The organism is Serratia sp. CoH_122_TC_1, from assembly GCF_058191755.1.
The window spans coordinates 237,562-256,668 of sequence record NZ_JBXWLA010000002.1; the positions used below are offsets into that span (position 1 = coordinate 237,562).

21 protein-coding genes are annotated in these 19,107 nt (G+C 53.6%); 6 read left to right on the forward strand and 15 right to left on the reverse strand.

Annotated features, from left to right (window positions below; genetic code table 11):
* The first annotated feature begins 2 nt into the window (after positions 1-2).
* From AC2FC2_RS03735 to AC2FC2_RS03755, 5 genes are all read left to right on the forward strand, one after another.
* Positions 3-125, forward strand: a complete 123-nt coding sequence (locus tag AC2FC2_RS03735) for a GpE family phage tail protein (RefSeq protein WP_490658828.1) — start codon at positions 3-5, stop codon at positions 123-125.
* Positions 118-3,039, forward strand: a complete 2,922-nt coding sequence (locus tag AC2FC2_RS03740) for a phage tail tape measure protein (protein WP_490658772.1) — start codon at positions 118-120, stop codon at positions 3,037-3,039. The genes AC2FC2_RS03735 and AC2FC2_RS03740 overlap by 8 nt, the downstream gene beginning before the upstream one ends.
* An 11-nt stretch (positions 3,040-3,050) precedes the next feature.
* Positions 3,051-3,515, forward strand: a complete 465-nt coding sequence (locus AC2FC2_RS03745; protein ID WP_490658773.1) for a phage tail protein — start codon at positions 3,051-3,053, stop codon at positions 3,513-3,515.
* The gene (locus AC2FC2_RS03750) at positions 3,512-4,603 is read left to right on the forward strand and encodes a phage late control D family protein (protein WP_490658774.1); all 1,092 of its coding nucleotides are present in this window, start codon (positions 3,512-3,514) and stop codon (positions 4,601-4,603) included. The genes AC2FC2_RS03745 and AC2FC2_RS03750 overlap by 4 nt, the downstream gene beginning before the upstream one ends.
* Before the next feature lie 73 nt (positions 4,604-4,676).
* Entirely contained in the window at positions 4,677-4,898 is a 222-nt protein-coding gene (locus AC2FC2_RS03755; protein ID WP_006322501.1) for an ogr/Delta-like zinc finger family protein, read from the forward strand.
* Positions 4,899-5,046: 148 nt separating this feature from the next.
* Here the strand turns inward: AC2FC2_RS03755 and ptsG are convergent, their stop codons facing one another.
* The 14 genes from ptsG to yceD form a co-directional block, all read right to left on the reverse strand.
* On the reverse strand, positions 5,047-6,480 hold the full coding sequence (gene ptsG / locus AC2FC2_RS03760) for a PTS glucose transporter subunit IIBC (RefSeq protein WP_209632737.1): 1,434 nt from the start codon (positions 6,478-6,480) through the stop codon (positions 5,047-5,049).
* A 338-nt stretch (positions 6,481-6,818) separates the two neighbouring features.
* On the reverse strand, positions 6,819-7,595 hold the full coding sequence (locus tag AC2FC2_RS03765; protein ID WP_265554947.1) for a metal-dependent hydrolase: 777 nt from the start codon (positions 7,593-7,595) through the stop codon (positions 6,819-6,821).
* Between the two features lie 15 nt (positions 7,596-7,610).
* A complete protein-coding gene (gene holB, locus AC2FC2_RS03770; RefSeq protein WP_209632735.1) occupies positions 7,611-8,618 on the reverse strand; it encodes a DNA polymerase III subunit delta' in 1,008 nt (335 codons plus the stop codon).
* Positions 8,618-9,256: a dTMP kinase gene (gene tmk / locus AC2FC2_RS03775; RefSeq protein ID WP_209632734.1), complete on the reverse strand. Its 639-nt coding sequence runs from the start codon at positions 9,254-9,256 to the stop codon at positions 8,618-8,620. The genes holB and tmk overlap by 1 nt, the downstream gene beginning before the upstream one ends.
* Entirely contained in the window at positions 9,246-10,271 is a 1,026-nt protein-coding gene (mltG, locus tag AC2FC2_RS03780; RefSeq protein ID WP_209632733.1) for an endolytic transglycosylase MltG, read from the reverse strand. The genes tmk and mltG overlap by 11 nt, the downstream gene beginning before the upstream one ends.
* A gap of 13 nt (positions 10,272-10,284) precedes the next feature.
* The gene (gene pabC, locus AC2FC2_RS03785) at positions 10,285-11,082 is read right to left on the reverse strand and encodes an aminodeoxychorismate lyase (protein WP_209632732.1); all 798 of its coding nucleotides are present in this window, start codon (positions 11,080-11,082) and stop codon (positions 10,285-10,287) included.
* A gap of 176 nt (positions 11,083-11,258) precedes the next feature.
* On the reverse strand, positions 11,259-12,500 hold the full coding sequence (fabF, locus tag AC2FC2_RS03790) for a beta-ketoacyl-ACP synthase II (RefSeq protein ID WP_490658775.1): 1,242 nt from the start codon (positions 12,498-12,500) through the stop codon (positions 11,259-11,261).
* Between the two features lie 81 nt (positions 12,501-12,581).
* On the reverse strand, positions 12,582-12,818 hold the full coding sequence (gene acpP, locus AC2FC2_RS03795) for an acyl carrier protein (RefSeq protein WP_004719003.1): 237 nt from the start codon (positions 12,816-12,818) through the stop codon (positions 12,582-12,584).
* A gap of 154 nt (positions 12,819-12,972) precedes the next feature.
* Complete coding sequence (fabG, locus tag AC2FC2_RS03800; RefSeq protein ID WP_020826338.1) at positions 12,973-13,707, reverse strand: 3-oxoacyl-ACP reductase FabG; 735 nt, start codon at positions 13,705-13,707, stop codon at positions 12,973-12,975.
* Between the two features lie 11 nt (positions 13,708-13,718).
* Entirely contained in the window at positions 13,719-14,648 is a 930-nt protein-coding gene (fabD, locus tag AC2FC2_RS03805) for an ACP S-malonyltransferase (RefSeq protein WP_404759832.1), read from the reverse strand.
* Between the two features lie 16 nt (positions 14,649-14,664).
* Complete coding sequence (locus tag AC2FC2_RS03810) at positions 14,665-15,618, reverse strand: beta-ketoacyl-ACP synthase III (protein ID WP_037423865.1); 954 nt, start codon at positions 15,616-15,618, stop codon at positions 14,665-14,667.
* A 6-nt stretch (positions 15,619-15,624) separates the two neighbouring features.
* A complete protein-coding gene (gene plsX / locus AC2FC2_RS03815; protein WP_209632729.1) occupies positions 15,625-16,659 on the reverse strand; it encodes a phosphate acyltransferase PlsX in 1,035 nt (344 codons plus the stop codon).
* A gap of 11 nt (positions 16,660-16,670) precedes the next feature.
* Positions 16,671-16,838: a 50S ribosomal protein L32 gene (rpmF, locus tag AC2FC2_RS03820; protein WP_004943042.1), complete on the reverse strand. Its 168-nt coding sequence runs from the start codon at positions 16,836-16,838 to the stop codon at positions 16,671-16,673.
* 16 nt (positions 16,839-16,854) lie between these two features.
* Positions 16,855-17,376, reverse strand: a complete 522-nt coding sequence (gene yceD, locus AC2FC2_RS03825; protein WP_037423869.1) for a 23S rRNA accumulation protein YceD — start codon at positions 17,374-17,376, stop codon at positions 16,855-16,857.
* 141 nt (positions 17,377-17,517) lie between these two features.
* Here yceD and AC2FC2_RS03830 point away from each other — a divergent pair, with 141 nt between their 5' ends.
* A complete protein-coding gene (locus tag AC2FC2_RS03830) occupies positions 17,518-18,099 on the forward strand; it encodes a Maf family protein (RefSeq protein WP_209632728.1) in 582 nt (193 codons plus the stop codon).
* Positions 18,100-18,107: 8 nt separating this feature from the next.
* On the opposite strand, the gene rluC is transcribed toward AC2FC2_RS03830, so the two are convergent.
* On the reverse strand, positions 18,108-19,070 hold the full coding sequence (gene rluC / locus AC2FC2_RS03835; protein ID WP_209632727.1) for a 23S rRNA pseudouridine(955/2504/2580) synthase RluC: 963 nt from the start codon (positions 19,068-19,070) through the stop codon (positions 18,108-18,110).
* Positions 19,071-19,107 lie beyond the last annotated feature (37 nt).

A 19,107-nucleotide genomic window follows, 5' to 3' on the forward strand; every position in this document is an offset into this window, starting at 1 on the left:
ACCTGACGGCGGACATTGCCGCCGTCGTCCATTGGCCGCCAACCGTGACCGACCTGATGCCGCTGGCCGAACTGTTGGAATGGCGGCACAGAGCTATTATCCGCAGCGGGGCAAGTGATGAGTGACAAAAACCTCCGATTGCAGGTTTTACTGAGTGCGGTCGATAAAATCACCCGCCCGTTCAAATCCATGCAGGCCAGCAACAAAACGCTGGCCGCGTCTGTTAAAGCCACAAAAGACCAGTTAAAACAGCTTGATACTCAGGCTGGAAAAATTGACGGTTTCCGCAAGACAAAGACCCAGGTTGCCGCCGCCGCGCAAGCGCTGAACGCCGCCCGTGAAAAAGCGCGCGATCTGGCTGTAGCATTGAAATCAACGGACGGCCCAACAGCCAAACAAGCCCGCCAATTTCAGAAAGCCAGGGAAGAAGCAGTTAAGCTTCAACAGAAATTCGCAGATTTACGGGCTTCACTGCAAAACCAGCGTACCGCCCTGCAAAACAGCGGCGTGGCAACAAATCGATTGGGTGAGGCTCAGCGTTCTCTGCGGTCAAACATCACCGGGGTAACTGGCGCATTAGCCGCACAGCAGAAACGGCTAGACCAGCAGGCCCAGCAGCAAAAGCGGCTGAATGCCGCCCGCCACCAGTTTGATGAAAGCAATCAGCGCAAAGTGATGGCCGCCGGGGTGGGCTATACGTCAATGGCCACCGGGCGCGCTATGGGCCGTGGACTGGTTGACGCCCTGCATGTGGGCTATGACTTCGATGCGATGATGAGTAAAACCCAGGCAGTGACGCGCATCCCAACCAAAGCCGATCCGCAAATGCAGTCATTGCGGCACCAGGCGCGAACCTTGCCGCTATCGTCGAAATTCACCGATCTCCAGGTGGCCGAGGGGCAATATTTTCTTGGCAGAACCGGCTATTCACCCCAGCAAGTTTTAAAGGCGATGCCAGGGATGTTGAATCTGGCCGCTGCCGGTGACATTGACCTTGGCACCACGGCAGATATTGCGTCAAACATCCAAACGGCCATGGGGATCCCTGCGGAAAAAATGGACAGGGTGGCCGACGTGCTCACCGCCCTGTTTACCCGTAACAACGTTGATATCCCCATGCTGGGCGAATCGCTGAAATATTCCGCCGGTGTGGGGCGAGAGTACGGGCAAAGCCTGGAAACCGTGTCCGCTGCTACGGCGATCATGGGTAATGCCGGTATTCAGGGGAGCCAGGCAGGTACAGCGATGCGTGCCATTCTGAGCCGTATCGGTAACAGTGCCACGGTTAAAAAGCTGGGCGTAACAACCAAAGACAAAGACGGCAATATGCGTGATTTGGTCGATATTTTAAAAGATATCAATCAGAAAACGTCAAAAATGGGGAACGTCGATCGCGGCAAGATTTTTAAAGACATTGCCGGCATGTATGCCGTCACCGGATTTGGTGAGCTAATGCGGGCAGTGTCAGACGGCAAGCTGCAACAGATGCGCGGCGCGCCAGGTGAGTACGACGGGGAGGCCCGGCGGGTTTCCAATACCATGCTGGATAACATGAAAGGCGACATGACGATGTTACATGCCGCTCTGGAAAATATCAGCGTTGAATTATTTGAAAAAAATGACGCCTGGCTGCGCAAAACAGCAAAAGGCATCAGCAACTTTTTACATGGCGTTGCTGAGTTCCTGAAAGCACATCCAAAAGTCAGTGCCGCCCTCGTCAAAATTGGTGCGGCAGCGGCCATTTCAACCACCGTTTTTGGCACGCTGGCCATCGCCGTTGTCGGTCTGTTGGGGCCGTTCGCCCTGCTCCGATTTAGCACACGCATGTTGGGGATCCACCTGCTGCCCAACCTGTCACTCAGCATGCTGAAATTTGCCAGCACCACCCCGATCACTACAAAACAGCTTGGTAGTTTCAGCCGTTCACTGCTGGAAGCGGGAAAGAATGCACTGACATTTTCTAAACAGCACCTTGGCAGCGCCGGGCGCGCCGTCGCGTCTTTCGCATCATCACCGCTACAGACGGCAACCAAAGGGATTAAGGGCATTGGCCGCGTGTTTACCTGGCTGGCTACGTCCCCGTTGCGCTTTTTGCGTTTTGCCCTGGGCGGCTTGGGAAGCATGTTCGGTATTTTGGTTAGCCCGCTTGGGTTGATTGCTGCTGCCGTCGTCGGCGCGGGCCTACTGATTTATAAATATTGGAAACCCATCAAAGCATTCCTGGGCGGCGTGGTTGACGGTTTCAAAGCTGCGGCGGCCCCCATCAAAGACGCCTTTGCGCCGCTAATGCCGGTATTCACCTGGATTGGTGACAAAGTTAAAACGTTGTGGGGCTGGTTTACCGACCTGCTCACGCCGATAAAGTCGACAAAAGAAGATTTGGATGGCGCGGCATCAGCGGGGAAAAAGTTCGGTGAGTTTCTGGCCGCCGGCATTGAATTAGCGCTTACCCCGCTGAAACTGCTCATAGAATCAATCAAGTGGGTGCTGGGCAAACTGGATGAAGTTAAGGACAAATCGGAAAAAACGCGCATCTTAGCGCAGACAAACCCCGGCGTTGCCGATGCGGCCCGCCGGGCCGGAGTGGTTATGAAGCCAGGCCCGCAAGGCAATTCAGCGGCAGCAATACGCAATAGGTATACCGGCGAACACGACAGCGGCGGCAGGATCCCACTGGGGAAATTTGGCGTCGTGGGTGAGTATGGCCCGGAAATTGTCAACGGGCCGGCGAATGTCACAAGTCGCAAGAATACCGCCGCCATGGCGGCAGTTGCCGCGTTATTTATGGGTGGCCCTGCCACCGCTGCGGACGCCCCCTTGCATCCCTACAGCCTACCGGGGAGCCAATACCCGCGCGGGGCTACTTCATCGCATCACCAAGGCGGTGATACCTACATTGACATTCACGCCCCTATTCAGATTGTCGCTCAGGCTCACCACAACCCTCAGGACATTGCGCGGGAAGTTGCTCGGCAACTGGATGCACGGGAACGGCAGGCAAGATCCAAGGCGAACAGCAGTTTTAACGATATCGAGTGAGGACGATCATTATGATGATGGCATTAGGCATGTTCGTGTTCATGCTGCAAACCGTTCCATACCAGGAGTTTCAACACCAGATGGCCTGGCGGCATCCGACCAATAGCCGCGTCGGACTTCGCCCGCAAAGCCAATTCCTGGGGCCGGATGATGAAACCATCACACTGAGCGGCGTTTTGCTGTCGGCATTAACCGGGGGCCGGGTTTCCCTGATGGCTATCCAATTAATGGCGGAAACCGGCAAGGCCTGGTCATTGATTGAGGGGAGCGGCGCAATACATGGCATGTTCGTGATCGAAAGCCTGAGCCGCACCAAAACTGTATTCTTTTCGGATGGCTCCGCCCGTCGTATTGAGTTCACCATCACGCTCAAGCGCACGGATGAAGGACTAAAAGACATGTTCGGCGATTTAGCTCAGCAATTTGAAGACCTGGCCGAACAGGTTTCCGATACCGTCGGCGGGTTCCTGTCATGAGCCTTATCGATACGTTAGACAAACTCGGCGGCGACAATACCCCGGCGTACTCACTTAGCATTGATGGCGTTGATATCACCGGGAAGGTGAAAGAAAAATTAATCAACCTGACGCTAACGGATAACCGGGGCTTTGAGGCCGACCAGATCAATATTGAGCTTGACGATAGCGAAGGCAATTTGAAGCTGCCCCGCCGTGGCGTCAGCCTGGCTGTTGCACTTGGCTGGAAATATACCGGGGTGATCGATAAAGGGACGTTTGTCGTTGATGAAATTGGCCATGCCGGCGCACCTGACATATTGACCATAACAGCCCGCAGTGCCGATTTTCGGCAAACATTGAACGTGCAACGCGATGCCTCCTACCATAAAAAAACCATAGGGGATATTGTCAGAACCATTGCCGGCCGCAATAAGCTGGCGGCGGTTATCAATAAGAATGTGGCAGACATTCAGATCGGGCATATCGACCAAACTACCGAGTCAGACGGGAGTTTTATCACCCGACTGGCAAAAGAGAATGGCGCAGTGGCCGCAATAAAAAATGGCAATCTGCTGTTTTTTAAACAGGGACAAAATATGACCGCCGGGGGAAAACCGATCCCGGCAATCCTCATTAACCGCCAGTCAGGTGATAGCCATCAATTCACGTTAACCGATCGGGGAGCTTATACCGGCGTTGTGGCCAATTGGCTGAATACCCACACGGCAAAAAGCGAACAGGTTAAGGTTAAACGCCGCCGGGTTAAGAAACCCGCACCAGTCGATGAAAAACAGGGAGAATACCTGATCGGCAGTGATGAAAATGTGTTGGTACTGCGCCATACCTACGCGTCGAAATATAACGCACAACGAGCGGCAAAGGCCAATTGGGAACGTATTCAGCGTGGTGTTGCAACCTTCTCTATTCAGCTTGCCCACGGGCGCGCAGATATTTACCCGGAAGCACCGGTCACTGTTTCAGGTTTCAAAAAAGAGATTGATGAGGCCAACTGGACGTTGGTTAAAGTGACTCACTCACTGAACAACAGCGGTTTTACTACCGCCCTCGATTTGGAGGTCAAGATTGATGATCTGGAAATGGAGTGATGCAAAATAGCAATAATTGTGCATAATTATTAGCAATACTGACCATAGTCAGGGCATCTCGGAGAATCCCGCCATGATGCATTGCCCGCTTTGCGGCCAGGCCGCACACACCCGATCATCAAGCTATATCACCTCAACCACCAAAGAACGTTACAACCAATGCACGAACATCAATTGTGGGGGCACATTCGTGAGTCATGAAACCTTTACCCGCATGATTTCCCAACCGCAAACCGTGGATCCTGTACAACCTCACCCCAAAAGCAGCGGACAAACCTCATTAATCTTTGGCTAATCAGGGTGCCCGCAGAGGTGGGCATTTGTCTCATAGTGTTTAGCTGCGGTCTTAATGTGGACATTAAAAATAAAAAATACTTATAAATCAACATTAAAATCAATAAAAAAGGGAGGCTTACGCCTCCCTTAAAACTCCCCTGCCTGAATTAATGGTTACGGATGTATTCGTCCATATCCGTTTTCAGGTTATCAGATTTGGTACCAAAGATAGCCTGAACGCCAGAGCCTGCGACAACAACGCCGGCAGCCCCCAGTTTTTTCAGGCCAGCCTGGTCAACCTTGCTCACGTCTGCCACGCTAACGCGCAGACGAGTGATACAGGCATCCAGGTTGGTGATGTTTTCTTTACCGCCGAAGGCCTGAACCAGCGCCGCAGACATTTCAGAACCGCCCTGAGTAACCTGCTCAGAAGCCGTATCTTCACGACCTGGGGTTTTCAGATCCAGCTTGGCAATCAACACGCGGAAGATGGTGTAGTACACCAGACCGTAGATGATACCCACAATTGGGAACAGCCAGATTTTGCTGCTGTTGCCACTCAGTACGATAAAGTCGATCAGACCGTGCGAGAAGCTGGTACCGTCACGCATACCCAACAGGATACAGATCGGGAACGCAAGACCCGCCAGAATGGCGTGGATTACGTACAGAATCGGCGCAACGAACATGAAGGAGAACTCGATCGGTTCGGTGATACCGGTCAGGAACGAGGTCAACGCAGCGGAGATCATGATACCGCCGACTTTAGCACGGTTTTCCGGCTTGGCTGAGTGCCAGATGGCAATCGCAGCAGCAGGCAGACCGTACATTTTGAACAGGAAGCCACCAGACAGTTTACCCGCAGTCGGGTCACCCGCCATATAACGTGGGATATCGCCGTGGAACACCTGACCTGCTGCGTTGGTGTATTCACCGATCTGCATTTGGAACGGTACGTTCCAGATGTGGTGCAGACCGAATGGCACCAGCGCACGTTCAACCACGCCGTAGATACCAAACGCCACTACCGGGTTCTGATACGCCGCCCATTGGGAGAAGGTCTGGATAGCCGTACCGATTGGAGGCCAGATGAAGGACAATACTACGCCCAGAACGATTGCCGCGAGGCCGGAGATAATCGGCACAAAGCGCTTACCGGCAAAGAAGCCCAGATATTCCGGTAATTGAATGCGGAAGAAGCGGTTAAACATATAGGCCGCGATGGAGCCGGAGATAATCCCCCCGAGTACACCGGTATCTGCCAGGTGTTTGGCCGCGATTTCTTCAGCCGGCAAGTGCAGCACCAAAGGTGCAACCACCGCCATGGTTTTCACCATGATGCCGTAAGCCACCACTGCAGCCAGTGCGGATACACCATCGTTATTGGTGAAGCCAAGGGCAACACCGATGGCGAAAATTAACGGCATGTTGGCGAAAACGGAACCGCCGGCTTCCGCCATCACGTGGGAGACTACCGCAGGTAGCCAGCTAAAGTTGGCGGAACCGACGCCCAGCAGGATACCTGCGATAGGCAATACGGACACCGGCAGCATTAGCGACTTACCTACTTTTTGCAGGTTTGCAAATGCGTTCTTGAACATAGTTGAGTGTGCTCCTGAGTAATAGTGCTTTGCTACTTTCCGCGATTCTTCGCGTTGCAAGGGGGGGAGAAAAAACCCCTGCAATTCAGGGTGTCTGAGCACCCCTTGAATTTTTACGCAGAGTAAAATAAATAGGCTGCGCAATGTTTGATGACAGTCACGTTTCGATGAACAAAACCGGGTGTTTTTCTTAAATTGCCTATTTTTTGGCAAAAAAGAGGAAAAAACGCCCGCACCTCGTCCTAAAACGGGTGGGAACATTACCCGTTTCGATGATTAATTACGAGCTTAAAAAAAATTCCGGATTCGATGACTACAGCTATAGCCTAGGCCAAAGTTCAGAGGTCGATGTGAAATAAGCGTGAAAAATTGGCGGTGGTAGCTTCGGCCAGCGTCTCCAGGCTCACGCCCTTCAATACCGCCATGTATTCAGCCACATCGCGCACATAGGCAGGTTGGTTCTCTTTGCCACGATGCGGCACAGGAGCCAGATACGGGGAGTCGGTTTCCACCAGAATGCGGTCCAGCGGTACGTAACGCGCCACATCACGCAACTGTTCGGCGTTGCGGAAGGTCAGGATGCCAGAAAATGAAATGTAGAACCCCAGATCCAACAAGGCTTCTGCGGTAGCGCAATCTTCGGTGAAACAATGCAGCACACCACCACAGTTCTGGGCATTCTCTTCCCGCAGGATCGCCAGCGTGTCTTCACGCGCATCACGGGTATGCACAATGACCGGTTTATTCAGATCGCAACCGATACGAATATGTTCGCGGAACGACGCTTGCTGCAGTTCTAGATTGTCCTTCTGATAGAAGTAATCCAGCCCAGTCTCACCCAGTGCTACGACCTGCTCTGCCGCCGCCAGACGACGCAGTTCAGCGTAATCATAACCGCCTTCAAGATTAAGCGGGTGTACACCGCAGGAGAACGCCACGTCGTCGCGTGCGCCGATCAACTGCGTCATCGCTTGATAGCCGGGTAGCGTAGTCGCGACAGCCAGCACATAGCCAACGTCGCGCGCCTTGGCCTTTGCCAGCGCGTCATCTACGTTTTGGTGCAGTGTTTGGTAATCCAGGCCGTCAAGGTGACAATGAGAATCTACTAACAACATAATATTTTTAGCTCTTTACAGCGAATGAGGATGAGAATAGCCGGTCACGTCAAGCATTTGCTCCCAGCTGAGTAACTGTTCGGTCAGCAGCAGCTCGCGATTAACGCCAACCACGCTGAGCAACTGATGACGGCAATTAAGCCACTGTTGCACCACTTGCTGCAGCGAGGTGCTGCTCAAGCAACTGGCCAGTTGGTGCACCAGCGGTTGTTGATCCTGGTTAAGTGCGAAACTTGCCGCACCTTGCTGCCATTTCATGGCATCCACGAGCAACGCGCATAACCAGTGTAGCCGCTCTGCGACGTCTTCGTGGTTCAACACCGGCAACAACGACAACATGTCACGCTGTGGCAGTGCTGTACGCAGAGCGGCACACAATGCTCCACGTTGCTGCCAACGTTCCGGCTGCAACAATTGTTCAGCAGCCAGCGGCGCGCCATCGTGCAAACGTAAGGCAGTCAGGAGATCAACCTGATTACCCGGTGTTTGGCGGTTGAGCCATTGCAGGCTGAGTTGCTCATCTGGGCTAGCCAGGTGCCAGTACAAACAACGGCTGCGCAACGTCGCGAGCAAACGTGATGGCTCACGGCAACTCAACAGGAAATAGGTTTTTTCCGGCGGTTCTTCCAGCGTTTTCAACAAGGCATTAGCGGCAGCTTCCGTCAGTAACTCCGCCTGCGGTAACCAGATAACCTTGGCTCCGCCCTGCTGCGCATGGGAATAAAGAATCTCAATCACCTGACGGATGGGTTCCACCCCCAGGCTGCTTTTGCCTTTTTCTGGCGTCAACACGTGATAGTCCGGGTGATTCCCTGCAAGCATGAGCCGGCAGCTATGGCATTCACCGCAGCTTTTCTCACCGTTACGGCGCTGACAGATCAACCAGCGGCTCAGGCCATAGGCCAATGCGTCTTCACCGTTACCTACCGCAGCATGTAACAGCAATGCGTGATGACCGCGCCCGGCAGCATATTGCCCGACCAACTGCCGGTAAGGCGTATTCAGCCACGGGTACCAGTTCATTACGCGCCTTCCTGCTGCTGTAGCCATTGGCTGACACAACCCCGAATCGCCGCGGTTACCTGCTCTAACGATTGAGAAGCATCAACAGTGACAATGGACTCGTCCTGCGCAGCCAACGCAAGGTAACGTGCGCGGGTACGCTCAAAGAACGGCAGTGCTTCTTGCTCGATACGATCCAGCTCACCGCGCGCGCGCGCGCGTTGCAAGCCCACTAATGGCGGTAAATCCAGGTAAAGCGTCAAGTCTGGGCGGAAATCCCCCAACACCGTCTCGCGCAGCGAGGCCATCAATTGTTGGTCAACCCCACGTCCGCCGCCCTGGTAGGCTTGCGAAGACAAATCGTGTCGATCGCCAACGACCCACGCGCCACGCGCCATCGCCGGTTTGATTACCGTTTCCACCAACTGTACGCGGGCCGCATACAGCATCAGCACTTCGGCCTTGATCGTTGGCAGTTCACCGTCCACACCACGTTTAAACAGGTCGCGTAGCTTCTCTGCCAACGGTGTGCCGCCAGGTTCACGGGTAAAGACAATCTCGTTGACACCATGTTCGCGCAATACGCTAACGACTGTGTCGCGCGCGGTCGTTTTACCCGCGCCCTCAAGGCCTTCGATAACCACGAATTTACTTTTCATTCTTTTCCTTTAACGCCTGGCGATAGGCTTTCACTGCCTGATTATGACTGGCCAGGTTAGTGGTAAATTGATGGCCGCCCTTGCCGTCGGCAACAAAGTACAGATACGGTGTCTTCGCCGGGTTGGCCGCGGCCTCCAGCGAGGCTTGGCCCGGCATGGCAATCGGCGTTGGCGGCAATCCGTTGATCACGTAAGTGTTATAGGGTGTCGCCGTTTCTAAATCTTTGCGAGTAATGTTGCCATTATAACCATCGCCCATGCCGTAGATCACCGTTGGATCTGTCTGCAAACGCATGCCAATGCGCAGGCGGTTGATAAACACCGAGGCCACCTTGGTGCGCTCTTCCGGCACAGCCGTCTCTTTCTCAATGATTGAGGCCATGGTTAGCAGGTCTTCAGGCGTTTTGTACGGCAGAGTGGTATCGCGCCCCTGCCAGGCTTCGTCCAATGCCTTGGTCATTCGCAGGTGGGCACGTTTCAACAAGGCCAAATCACTCATGCCGGCGGTGTACGAGTAGGTATCGGGGTACAGGCGCCCTTCTGGGTTGCTGCCTTCCGGCATCCCCAAAGCCACGGCGATCTCCGCCTCACTTTTCCCTGCCAGCGTATGTTTGAGGTATTTTGACTGTTGCAGCACCGTCAGCCAGTCACGCAGGCGAGAACCTTCAATAAAGCGAGCACTAAACTGGGCTTCTTTACCGCTGGCCAGCAATTTAAGCATCTGGCGCACGGTCATCCCCGGCGTAAAACGGTAGGTTCCGGCTTTAAACTCCGCCAACTGTGGCTCCAGACGTAGCAACCACGGGAACCACGTACCATTGCGGATCAGCTTATCGCGCACCAGCAGCCCTTCCAATGCAACCCGTCCGGTGCCCGCCGGCAATTTAAAAATGGCTTCCTGCTGGATGGCCAGCGGGGTATCAGCAAAACGTTCAACCTTCTGATACCCCCAAAACAGCAGGCCTAACACCAGAACAAGCGTAATAGAAACGAACTTCAGCTTTCTTTTCTTCATCAATCAGCCATCGTTAACAATGTGGGCGCAAAAAATCATAGAGTTCGCGTGACGGATAACGCCATGATTGCGCGATATTTACCGGCAACAATGGCATCAATGCATTGCTCACCAGCACTTCATCCGCGTCGGCCAGCGTTTCGAGCGGCTCGCTGACGCAATGCAACCTGTAGCCACTGTCCGCCAACAACTCAATGACCCGGCGACGCATCAGCCCGGCCACGCCGGCCTGACTCAAATCTGGCGTAAACACCGCTTTTCCCTTACGCCAGAACAAATTAGCCGCACAGCATTCCACCAGCATACCCGCAGTGTCAAGCACCAGCGCCTCGTCGGCAGCCGTCTGGTCAAGATGCGTGCGGATCAACACTTGCTCCAAACGATTTAGGTGTTTCAGCCCTGCCAGCAGCGGGTTGCGCGCCAGTGCGACCGGACTCAGCGCCAGGCTGATACCCTGTTCACGCCATTGCAGATAGTGCAAAGGGAAAGTGCTGCGGGAGACGATACGCGTGGGATTTTCACACCCTTGTGGACTGTAACCTCGCCCACCGCTGCCTCGCGTCAGTATCGCTTTGACCACACCCAGAGAAATAGATTCTGCGGCGTGCACCATTTCACGTTCTAATGCATCCCAGTCGCAAACAGGCAACATTAGCCGTTGCGCCGCCAGCTGTAGGCGTTCGATATGCCAAGGCAATAAGTCGATTTTGCCGTCCGTCACCCGAGCGGTAGTGAAACAGCCATCACCAAACTGCAAACCGCGATCGCTTGGCGCGAGCGCATCGTGCTGATGTCCATTAATCCAGTACATAGTCTCCCCCTGGCCACTGTAGCTTTCTGTACAGAATAACAGGCACCGATGTCGTTAGCAGCAGCTTGCTATTGAGCAAAGGTACCGGCAAGCAGAGTTTTCCGAGTCGCGTTTCTGCGCCATAAAAAAAGCCCGGTTTAAAAAACCGGGCTTTTTGTCGACTGCCAGCAGAGGTATTACACCTTGCGGAAGATCAATGAACCGTTGGTGCCGCCGAAGCCAAAGGAGTTACACAGCGTATACTGCATATCACTCACCTGACGCGCTTCATGTGCAACGAAGTCCAGATCGCAACCCTCATCTGGATTATCCAGGTTGATGGTTGGTGGTACGGCCTGATCACGCAATGCCAGTACGGTGAAGATTGACTCAATCGCACCCGCAGCACCTAACAGGTGGCCGGTCATCGATTTGGTCGAGCTGACCAACACGCGCTGTGCATCACTGCCAAATACCGATTTCACTGCTTGCGTTTCGGCTTTATCGCCAGCCGGCGTTGAAGTACCGTGCGCATTGATATAACCGATTTGTGACGTGGTCACACCGGCATCAAGCAACGCATTTTCCATTGCCAGCGCAGCGCCCGCACCGTTCTCAGGTGGTGACGTCATGTGATAAGCATCACTGCTCATCCCAAAGCCAACAACTTCAGCATAAATCTTGGCGCCGCGTTTTTTAGCATGCTCGTACTCTTCCAGCACCATCATGCCAGCGCCATCACCCAGAACAAAACCGTCACGGTCTTTGTCCCAAGGGCGGCTAGCGGCTTGAGGATCTTCGTTACGAGTCGACAGCGCGCGTGCTGCGCCAAAGCCGCCGACACCTAATGGGGTACTGGCTTTCTCTGCCCCACCGGCCAGCATCACGTCGGCATCATTGTAAGCAATGATACGCGCAGCGTGGCCAATGTTGTGCACACCTGAAGTACAGGCGGTGGCGATCGAAATGCTCGGGCCACGCATGCCGTACATGATAGTCAGATGGCCTGCAATCATGTTAACGATGGTTGACGGCACAAAGAACGGACTGATTTTCCGTGGGCCACCGTTAACCAGTGAACTGTGATTCTCTTCAATCAAACCCAGGCCGCCGATACCGGAGCCGATAGCGGCACCAATGCGGGTGGCGTTAGCCTCGGTGATATCTAGCTCAGCATCCTGCATAGCTTGCATGCCGGCAGCGATACCGTACTGGATGAAGGCGTCCATCTTGCGCGCATCTTTGCGGGAGATGAAATCTTCAACGTTAAAATTCTTTACCAAGCCAGCAAAACGCGTTGCATAGGCAGTAGTATCGAAATGGTCGATCAGGCTGATGCCACTCTGACCGGCAAGAAGAGCGTTCCATGTGGACTCTACCGTATTGCCGACAGGAGACAACATGCCCAGTCCGGTCACAACTACTCGACGCTTAGACACGTTTGTCCTCCAAGGAGGGAAAAAATAACACTAGGGATAGAAAAAACTTAGGCGGTCGAGTGACCGCCTAGATATGTTCTCTTACTGCTGGCTAGCGTTGATGAAATCAATAGCTGCCTGAACAGTAGTGATTTTCTCAGCTTCTTCGTCTGGAATCTCAGTGTCGAATTCTTCTTCCAGTGCCATTACCAGCTCAACAGTGTCAAGAGAATCAGCACCCAGATCTTCAACGAAAGAAGCGTTATTTAAAACTTCTTCCTGTTTAACACCCAATTGCTCAACAATGATTTTCTTAACGCGTTCTTCGATAGTGCTCATACTCTTAAATTTCCTATCAAAACTCGCTTTCGCGATGGTTTTCGTAGTGTATAAAATGTTGAAAAAGATGCAACTAAATCCCGGCTGGTCAAACCACGATTTTACGCTATTCTGCGGTTTTTACCCCAAATAACGCAAATAGTTTTCGCATTTTTTAAATCATGTACATGCCGCCATTGACATGTAACGTTTCACCGGTGATGTAGCCAGCCTCGTCAGAGGCTAAAAATGCAACAGCGCTGGCGATTTCTTTAGCATCCCCCAGCCGATTGGCTGGAACTGATGACAAAATGCCTGCACGTTGATCATCTGTCAACGCCCGTGTCATGTCCGTCTCAATAAAGCCAGGTGCCACGACGTTGACTGTAATGCCACGTGAAGCAACTTCACGTGCCAAAGACTTACTAAAGCCAATCAAACCGGCTTTAGCCGCCGCGTAATTAGCCTGCCCTGCGTTCCCCATGGTACCAACTACGGAACCGATGGTGATGATCCGGCCAAACCGCTTTTTCATCATAGCTCGCATTACCGCTTTTGACAGACGGAATACGGAAGTCAAATTGGTGTTCAGGATATCCTGCCACTCATCGTCCTTCATACGCATCAGCAGGTTATCACGCGTAATGCCGGCATTATTCACTAAAATGTCGATTTCGCCAAATTCAGCACGAATAGATGCCAGAACGCTGTCGATAGATTGAGCATCAACCACGTTCAACGCAAACCCTTTGCCGTTTGCACCCAGGTAGCTGCTGATAGCCTCAGCGCCGCTTTCACTGGTGGCGGTGCCGATCACTTTAGCGCCGCGTGCCACAAACGTTTCTGCAATAGCCCGGCCAATACCCCGGCTAGCGCCGGTGACCAGAACAACTTTACCTTCGAAGCTCATTGTTTTCCTCTTTATTGCTCAAGCGCCGCTGACAGGCTGGCGGTGTCATTAACGGCCGCTGCTGTCAGGGTGTCAACAATACGTTTAGTCAGGCCGGTCAGAACCTTACCCGGGCCAACCTCTAGCAGCAACGTAACGCCCTCTGCTGCCATAAACTCTACGCTCTCGGTCCAACGTACCGGGCTGTACAACTGGCGTACCAGCGCACTGCGGATCGCTTCAGGATCGGTTTCGGTGCGCACATCGACGTTATTCACCACTGCAACCTGCGGCGCGCTGAACGTGATTTCTTGCAACGCAACGGCCAGTTTGTCCGCCGCCGGTTTCATCAGTGCACAGTGCGAAGGTACGCTCACCGGCAACGGCAATGCACGTTTGGCGCCAGCGGCTTTACAAGCAGCCCCTGCACGCTCAACCGCCTCTTTATTGCCGGCAATAACGACCTGGCCCGGAGAGTTAAAGTTCACCGGGGACACAACCTGCCCTTGGGCAGACTCTTCACAGGCTTTGGCGATCGCGGCGTTGTCCAGACCGATAATGGCGGACATCGCCCCCGTGCCTTCCGGTACCGCTTCCTGCATCAGTTTGCCGCGCAGCTCAACCAGACGGATTGCCGCCTGGAAATCCAACACGCCCGCACACACCAGCGCCGAGTACTCACCCAGGCTGTGGCCGGCCATGATTGCAGGCATTTTACCGCCCTGTTGCTGCCAGACGCGGAAAATCGCTACGGAGGCGGCCAGCAATGCCGGCTGCGTCTGCCAGGTTTTGTTCAGCTCTTCCGCTGGCCCTTGCTGCACCAGTTGCCACAGGTCATAACCCAGGACGGAAGAGGCTTCGTTGAAGGTCGCTTCAACAATCGGATATTCAGCGGCCAAATCGGCCAGCATGCCAAGAGTCTGTGACCCCTGACCTGGAAAAACAAAAGCAAATTGCGTCATTTTTTCTTCCTGTTAATCAGAAACGAACCAGCGCCGAGCCCCAGGTAAAGCCGCCGCCAAAGGCTTCCAACAGCACCAGTTGGCCGCGCTGGATCCGCCCATCACGCACCGCTTCGTCGAGCGCTGCAGGGACAGAGGCGGCAGAAGTGTTACCGTGACGATCGAGCGTCACTACCACTTTATCCAGCCCCATACCCAGTTTTTTCGCCGTTGCGCTGATAATGCGCAAATTGGCCTGGTGTGGTACCAACCAATCCAGCGCGCTGCGATCCAGATTATTAGCCTGCAACGTTTCATCAACGATGTGCGCCAACTCGGTAACCGCAACTTTGAATACTTCATTACCGGCCATAGTGACGTAAGCCGGTTTGTCCTGCTCTTGACGATCCTTGAACGGTAACGTCAGCAGACCACCGTAACTGCCGTCGGCATGCAGGTGGGTCGAAAGAATGCCAGGCTCTTCTGAGGCCCCCAGCAAAACTGCACCTGCACCATCACCAAACAGGATGATAGTGCCACGATCTTGCGGATCCAAGGTGCGCGACAGCACATCCGCGCCGATCACCAATGCGTGTTTAACCGCGCCATTCTTAACGTACTGATCGGCGACACTCAACGCATAGGTAAAACCGGCACAAGCTGCGGCCAGATCGAAGGCGGCACAGTCTTTAATGCCAAGCATCTGCTGCACCTGGCAGGCAGAACTTGGGAATGCGTGGCTCGAGGTAGTGGTAGCCACTACGATCAACCCGATATCTTCTTTAGCCACACCAGCCATTTCCAGCGCTTTTTCAGCCGCATGGAAGCCCATCGTCGCAACGGTTTCGTCAGCAGCGGCGATACGGCGTTCACGGATACCCGTACGTGAGACGATCCACTCGTCAGAGGTATCCACCATTTTTTCTAGGTCAGCGTTGGTGCGCACTTGTACGGGTAAATAACTCCCCGTACCGAGAATCTTTGTATACATGTACGATCAGTCACTCTTAGGTAATACAGCTTCAAGGCGCGCAGCAATCCTGTCAGGGACTTGCCGCTGCACCGCCTGCACAGCCTGTTCGATTGCAACTGCAAACGCGTGTGGGTTCGCAGCGCCGTGGCTCTTGATTACGGTGCTGCGCAATCCTAACAGACATGCGCCATTATACTGGTCGGGGTTCAGGTGGCCGAACCGCTTTACCACCCGCTTTTGCAACCAACGGCCTAACAATTTTAACCACCACGCCTGTTTGCCACCGTCTCCGGATGACTTCAGTAGCGATAAAAAGACTCTTACCACCCCTTCCATGGTTTTCAGGGTGACGTTACCCACAAAGCCGTCGCAAACCATCACATCGGTTTTACCGGTGAGAAGATCGTTGCCTTCCAGGTAACCAATATAGTTGATTGCCGGCGTATTTTTTAGCACGGCGGCCGCTTCGCGGATATTATCCAGGCCTTTGGTTTCTTCTTCACCAATATTCAGCAGCGCCACGCGTGGTTGCGCAATCCCCACGACCTCTTCGGCCATCACCGCGCCCATCACCGCAAACTGGACTAACATGGTGCTGTCGCATTCGACATTGGCACCGAGATCCAACACGACGGTTTTACCGCCTAACTGATTCGGGATCACCGTCATCAGTGCAGGGCGCTCAATACCGTCCAGCGGCTTAATCAGCATTTTCGCCAACCCCATCAACGCACCTGTATTACCCGCGCTGACACAGCCTTGCGCATCACCATTTTTGGTCAATTCAAGCGCAACGCGCATAGAAGTACCACGGCTGGCGCGTATCGCTTGTGAGGGTTTGGCGTCGCCGGCAATCACTGATTCAGCGGGCACGACTTGCAAACGTTCCAGAAGAACTGGATCGGCTTTGGCAAGTAAAGGAGAGAGGGTGTCGGGATTGCCGACCAGCAGAAGATGAAGCTGTAAATTAGAGGCCAGTGCCTGCAATGAAGCAGGCACTGTGACGCAGGGACCGAAGTCCCCGCCCATTGCATCTAACGCCAGGGTTAGACGAGTCAAGGTACCGCTACTTAGCCGATAACCTTGCGACCGCGGTAGAAACCGTCGGCAGTGATGTGGTGACGACGATGAGTTTCACCGGAAGTCGCATCAACAGACAAAGTGGTGGTGGTCAGGGCATCGTGTGAACGACGCATGCCACGCTTGGAACGGGTTGGTTTATTTTGTTGTACGGCCATGGACCTTACTCCTTAATTACTTACGCTTTAAACTGGCTAATACGGCAAATGGGTTTGGTTTCTCCGCCTCTGCAGGCAGTTTGCCAAAGACCATGTCCGCTTCGGACACTTCACAGTGTTCAGATTCATGTACCGGGACGACAGGCAGTGAAAGAATAATTTCATCTTCAATCATTGCCAACAGATCGACTTCGCCAAACTCATCGACTTCGATCGGCTCGTACGCTCCCGGTAATGCCTCAGCCTGCTCATCATTGACGACCGGGCTAAAACAATATGTTGTGTGTACATGATGCTCGAACGGAACTCCACAGCGTTGGCACATCAGCATTACCTGGACGTCCGCATGCCCTGTTATCACCGCGAGGCGCTGGTTATCGATATTAAAAGATAACGAGACCTCAACATCACTGTCCACACTGACCACAGAGGCGGCGACACGTGTAACCTGCTCAGGCGAATAGGAACCAACATAGTCCAATCGTTTCTGAGCGGTACGTACCGCATCAATGGTCAAGGGTAATTTTACCTTTTGCATAGGGCGCGCATATTAACTTTGTAACGACATAGAGTCAAAGAAAAAGGCCTTAAAACGGCACCTTTCACCAATATTCGCTTCCTCAGCGGCGGACAGTTTAAAATGCCCACTCTATTTACGCTACGGTTTACGAAAAAAATTATGCAGAGACTACTCCTTGCCTCCACCTCGAGCTACCGCAAGATGCTGCTGGAAAAGCTGCATCTTCCTTTTATCTGTGCCGCACCGCACGTCGATGAAGCCCCGCAGGCCGGAGAAACCGCAGAGGCGCTGGTGCTACGATTGGCGGCCGCGAAGGCTCAAGCATTGGCCCTCGCCTACCCTGACACTCTGATTATCGGTTCCGATCAGGTCTGCGTGCTCGATGGAAAAATCACCGGAAAACCACACACCGAGGACAACGCCCGCACACAGTTGCGTCAGGCCAGTGGCAAAACGGTCACCTTTTATACCGGCCTGGCGTTATACAACAGCCGCAATAACCACCTGCAAGCAATATGCGAACCTTTCCATGTGCATTTTCGTACATTGAGCGACCTTGAAATCACCACCTATGTGCGCCTTGAACAACCGCTCAACTGTGCAGGCAGTTTTAAAAGCGAAGGTTTGGGGATTGCATTGTTCGACAAACTGGAAGGACGGGATCCGAATGCGTTGATTGGTCTGCCACTGATCTCACTGTTAGAGATGCTGCGGGCTGAAGGTATCAACCCGCTGGCATAAAACACGGTTTACTGGGCTTTTGACTGCTTGCGCAATACCTGCAGGCAGTGGCGTAACTCTTGGTCCATTGGCGCTTCGATACGCATCGTCTCGCCGGTGCCCGGGTGTTCGAAACGTAGCGCAGCCGCGTGCAGGAACAGACGCTTAAGCCCGGTACCTGCCAATTGGCGATCGAACTCACGATCGCCATAGCGATCGTCAAAGGCTATCGGATGCCCGGCATGCAGGGCATGAACACGAATCTGATGGGTACGCCCAGTGATTGGGCTAGCCTTGACCAGCGTTGCATGCTCAAAACGTTCCTCCACCTTGAAGCGCGTTTCCGACGGTTTGCCTTCGCTGTTGACACGCACAATGCGCTCGCCACTTTGCAAAATGTTTTTCAACAGGGGTGCCTGAACAGCTTTGCAATGCGACTGCCATTGACCGCGTACCAAGGCCAGATAATCTTTCTGCATCCCTTTCAGCCGCAACTGTTCGTGCAGTGAACGTAATGCAGAACGTTTTTTCGCCACCAGCAATACACCCGAGGTGTCACGGTCCAATCGGTGCACCAGTTCCAGGAAGCGCGCTTCAGGACGCAACGCGCGCAACGCTTCGATCACGCCAAAACTCAGGCCGCTTCCACCGTGTACGGCAGTACCTGAGGGTTTGTTCAGCAACAACAGATGATCATCTTCATACAGAATGCAATCTGCCAATGCGGCGACTTTGTCCAGCTTGGCGGAAACGGGGGTATCTTCACGCTCGGCTACCCGCACTGGCGGTATACGTACGATGTCGCCAGGCGCCAGTTTATATTCAACCTTAATGCGCCCCTTATTGACCCGTACTTCGCCTTTGCGCACGATGCGGTAAATCATGCTCTTCGGCACGCCTTTGAGGCGAGCAAGCAGAAAGTTGTCGATTCGTTGACCAGCTTCGTCATCGGAAATCGTGATTAATTGTACTGCAGGAATGTTCGTTTTCATGGAGCAGGATTCTAAATAGAGCGCGTAAATAGCGCCA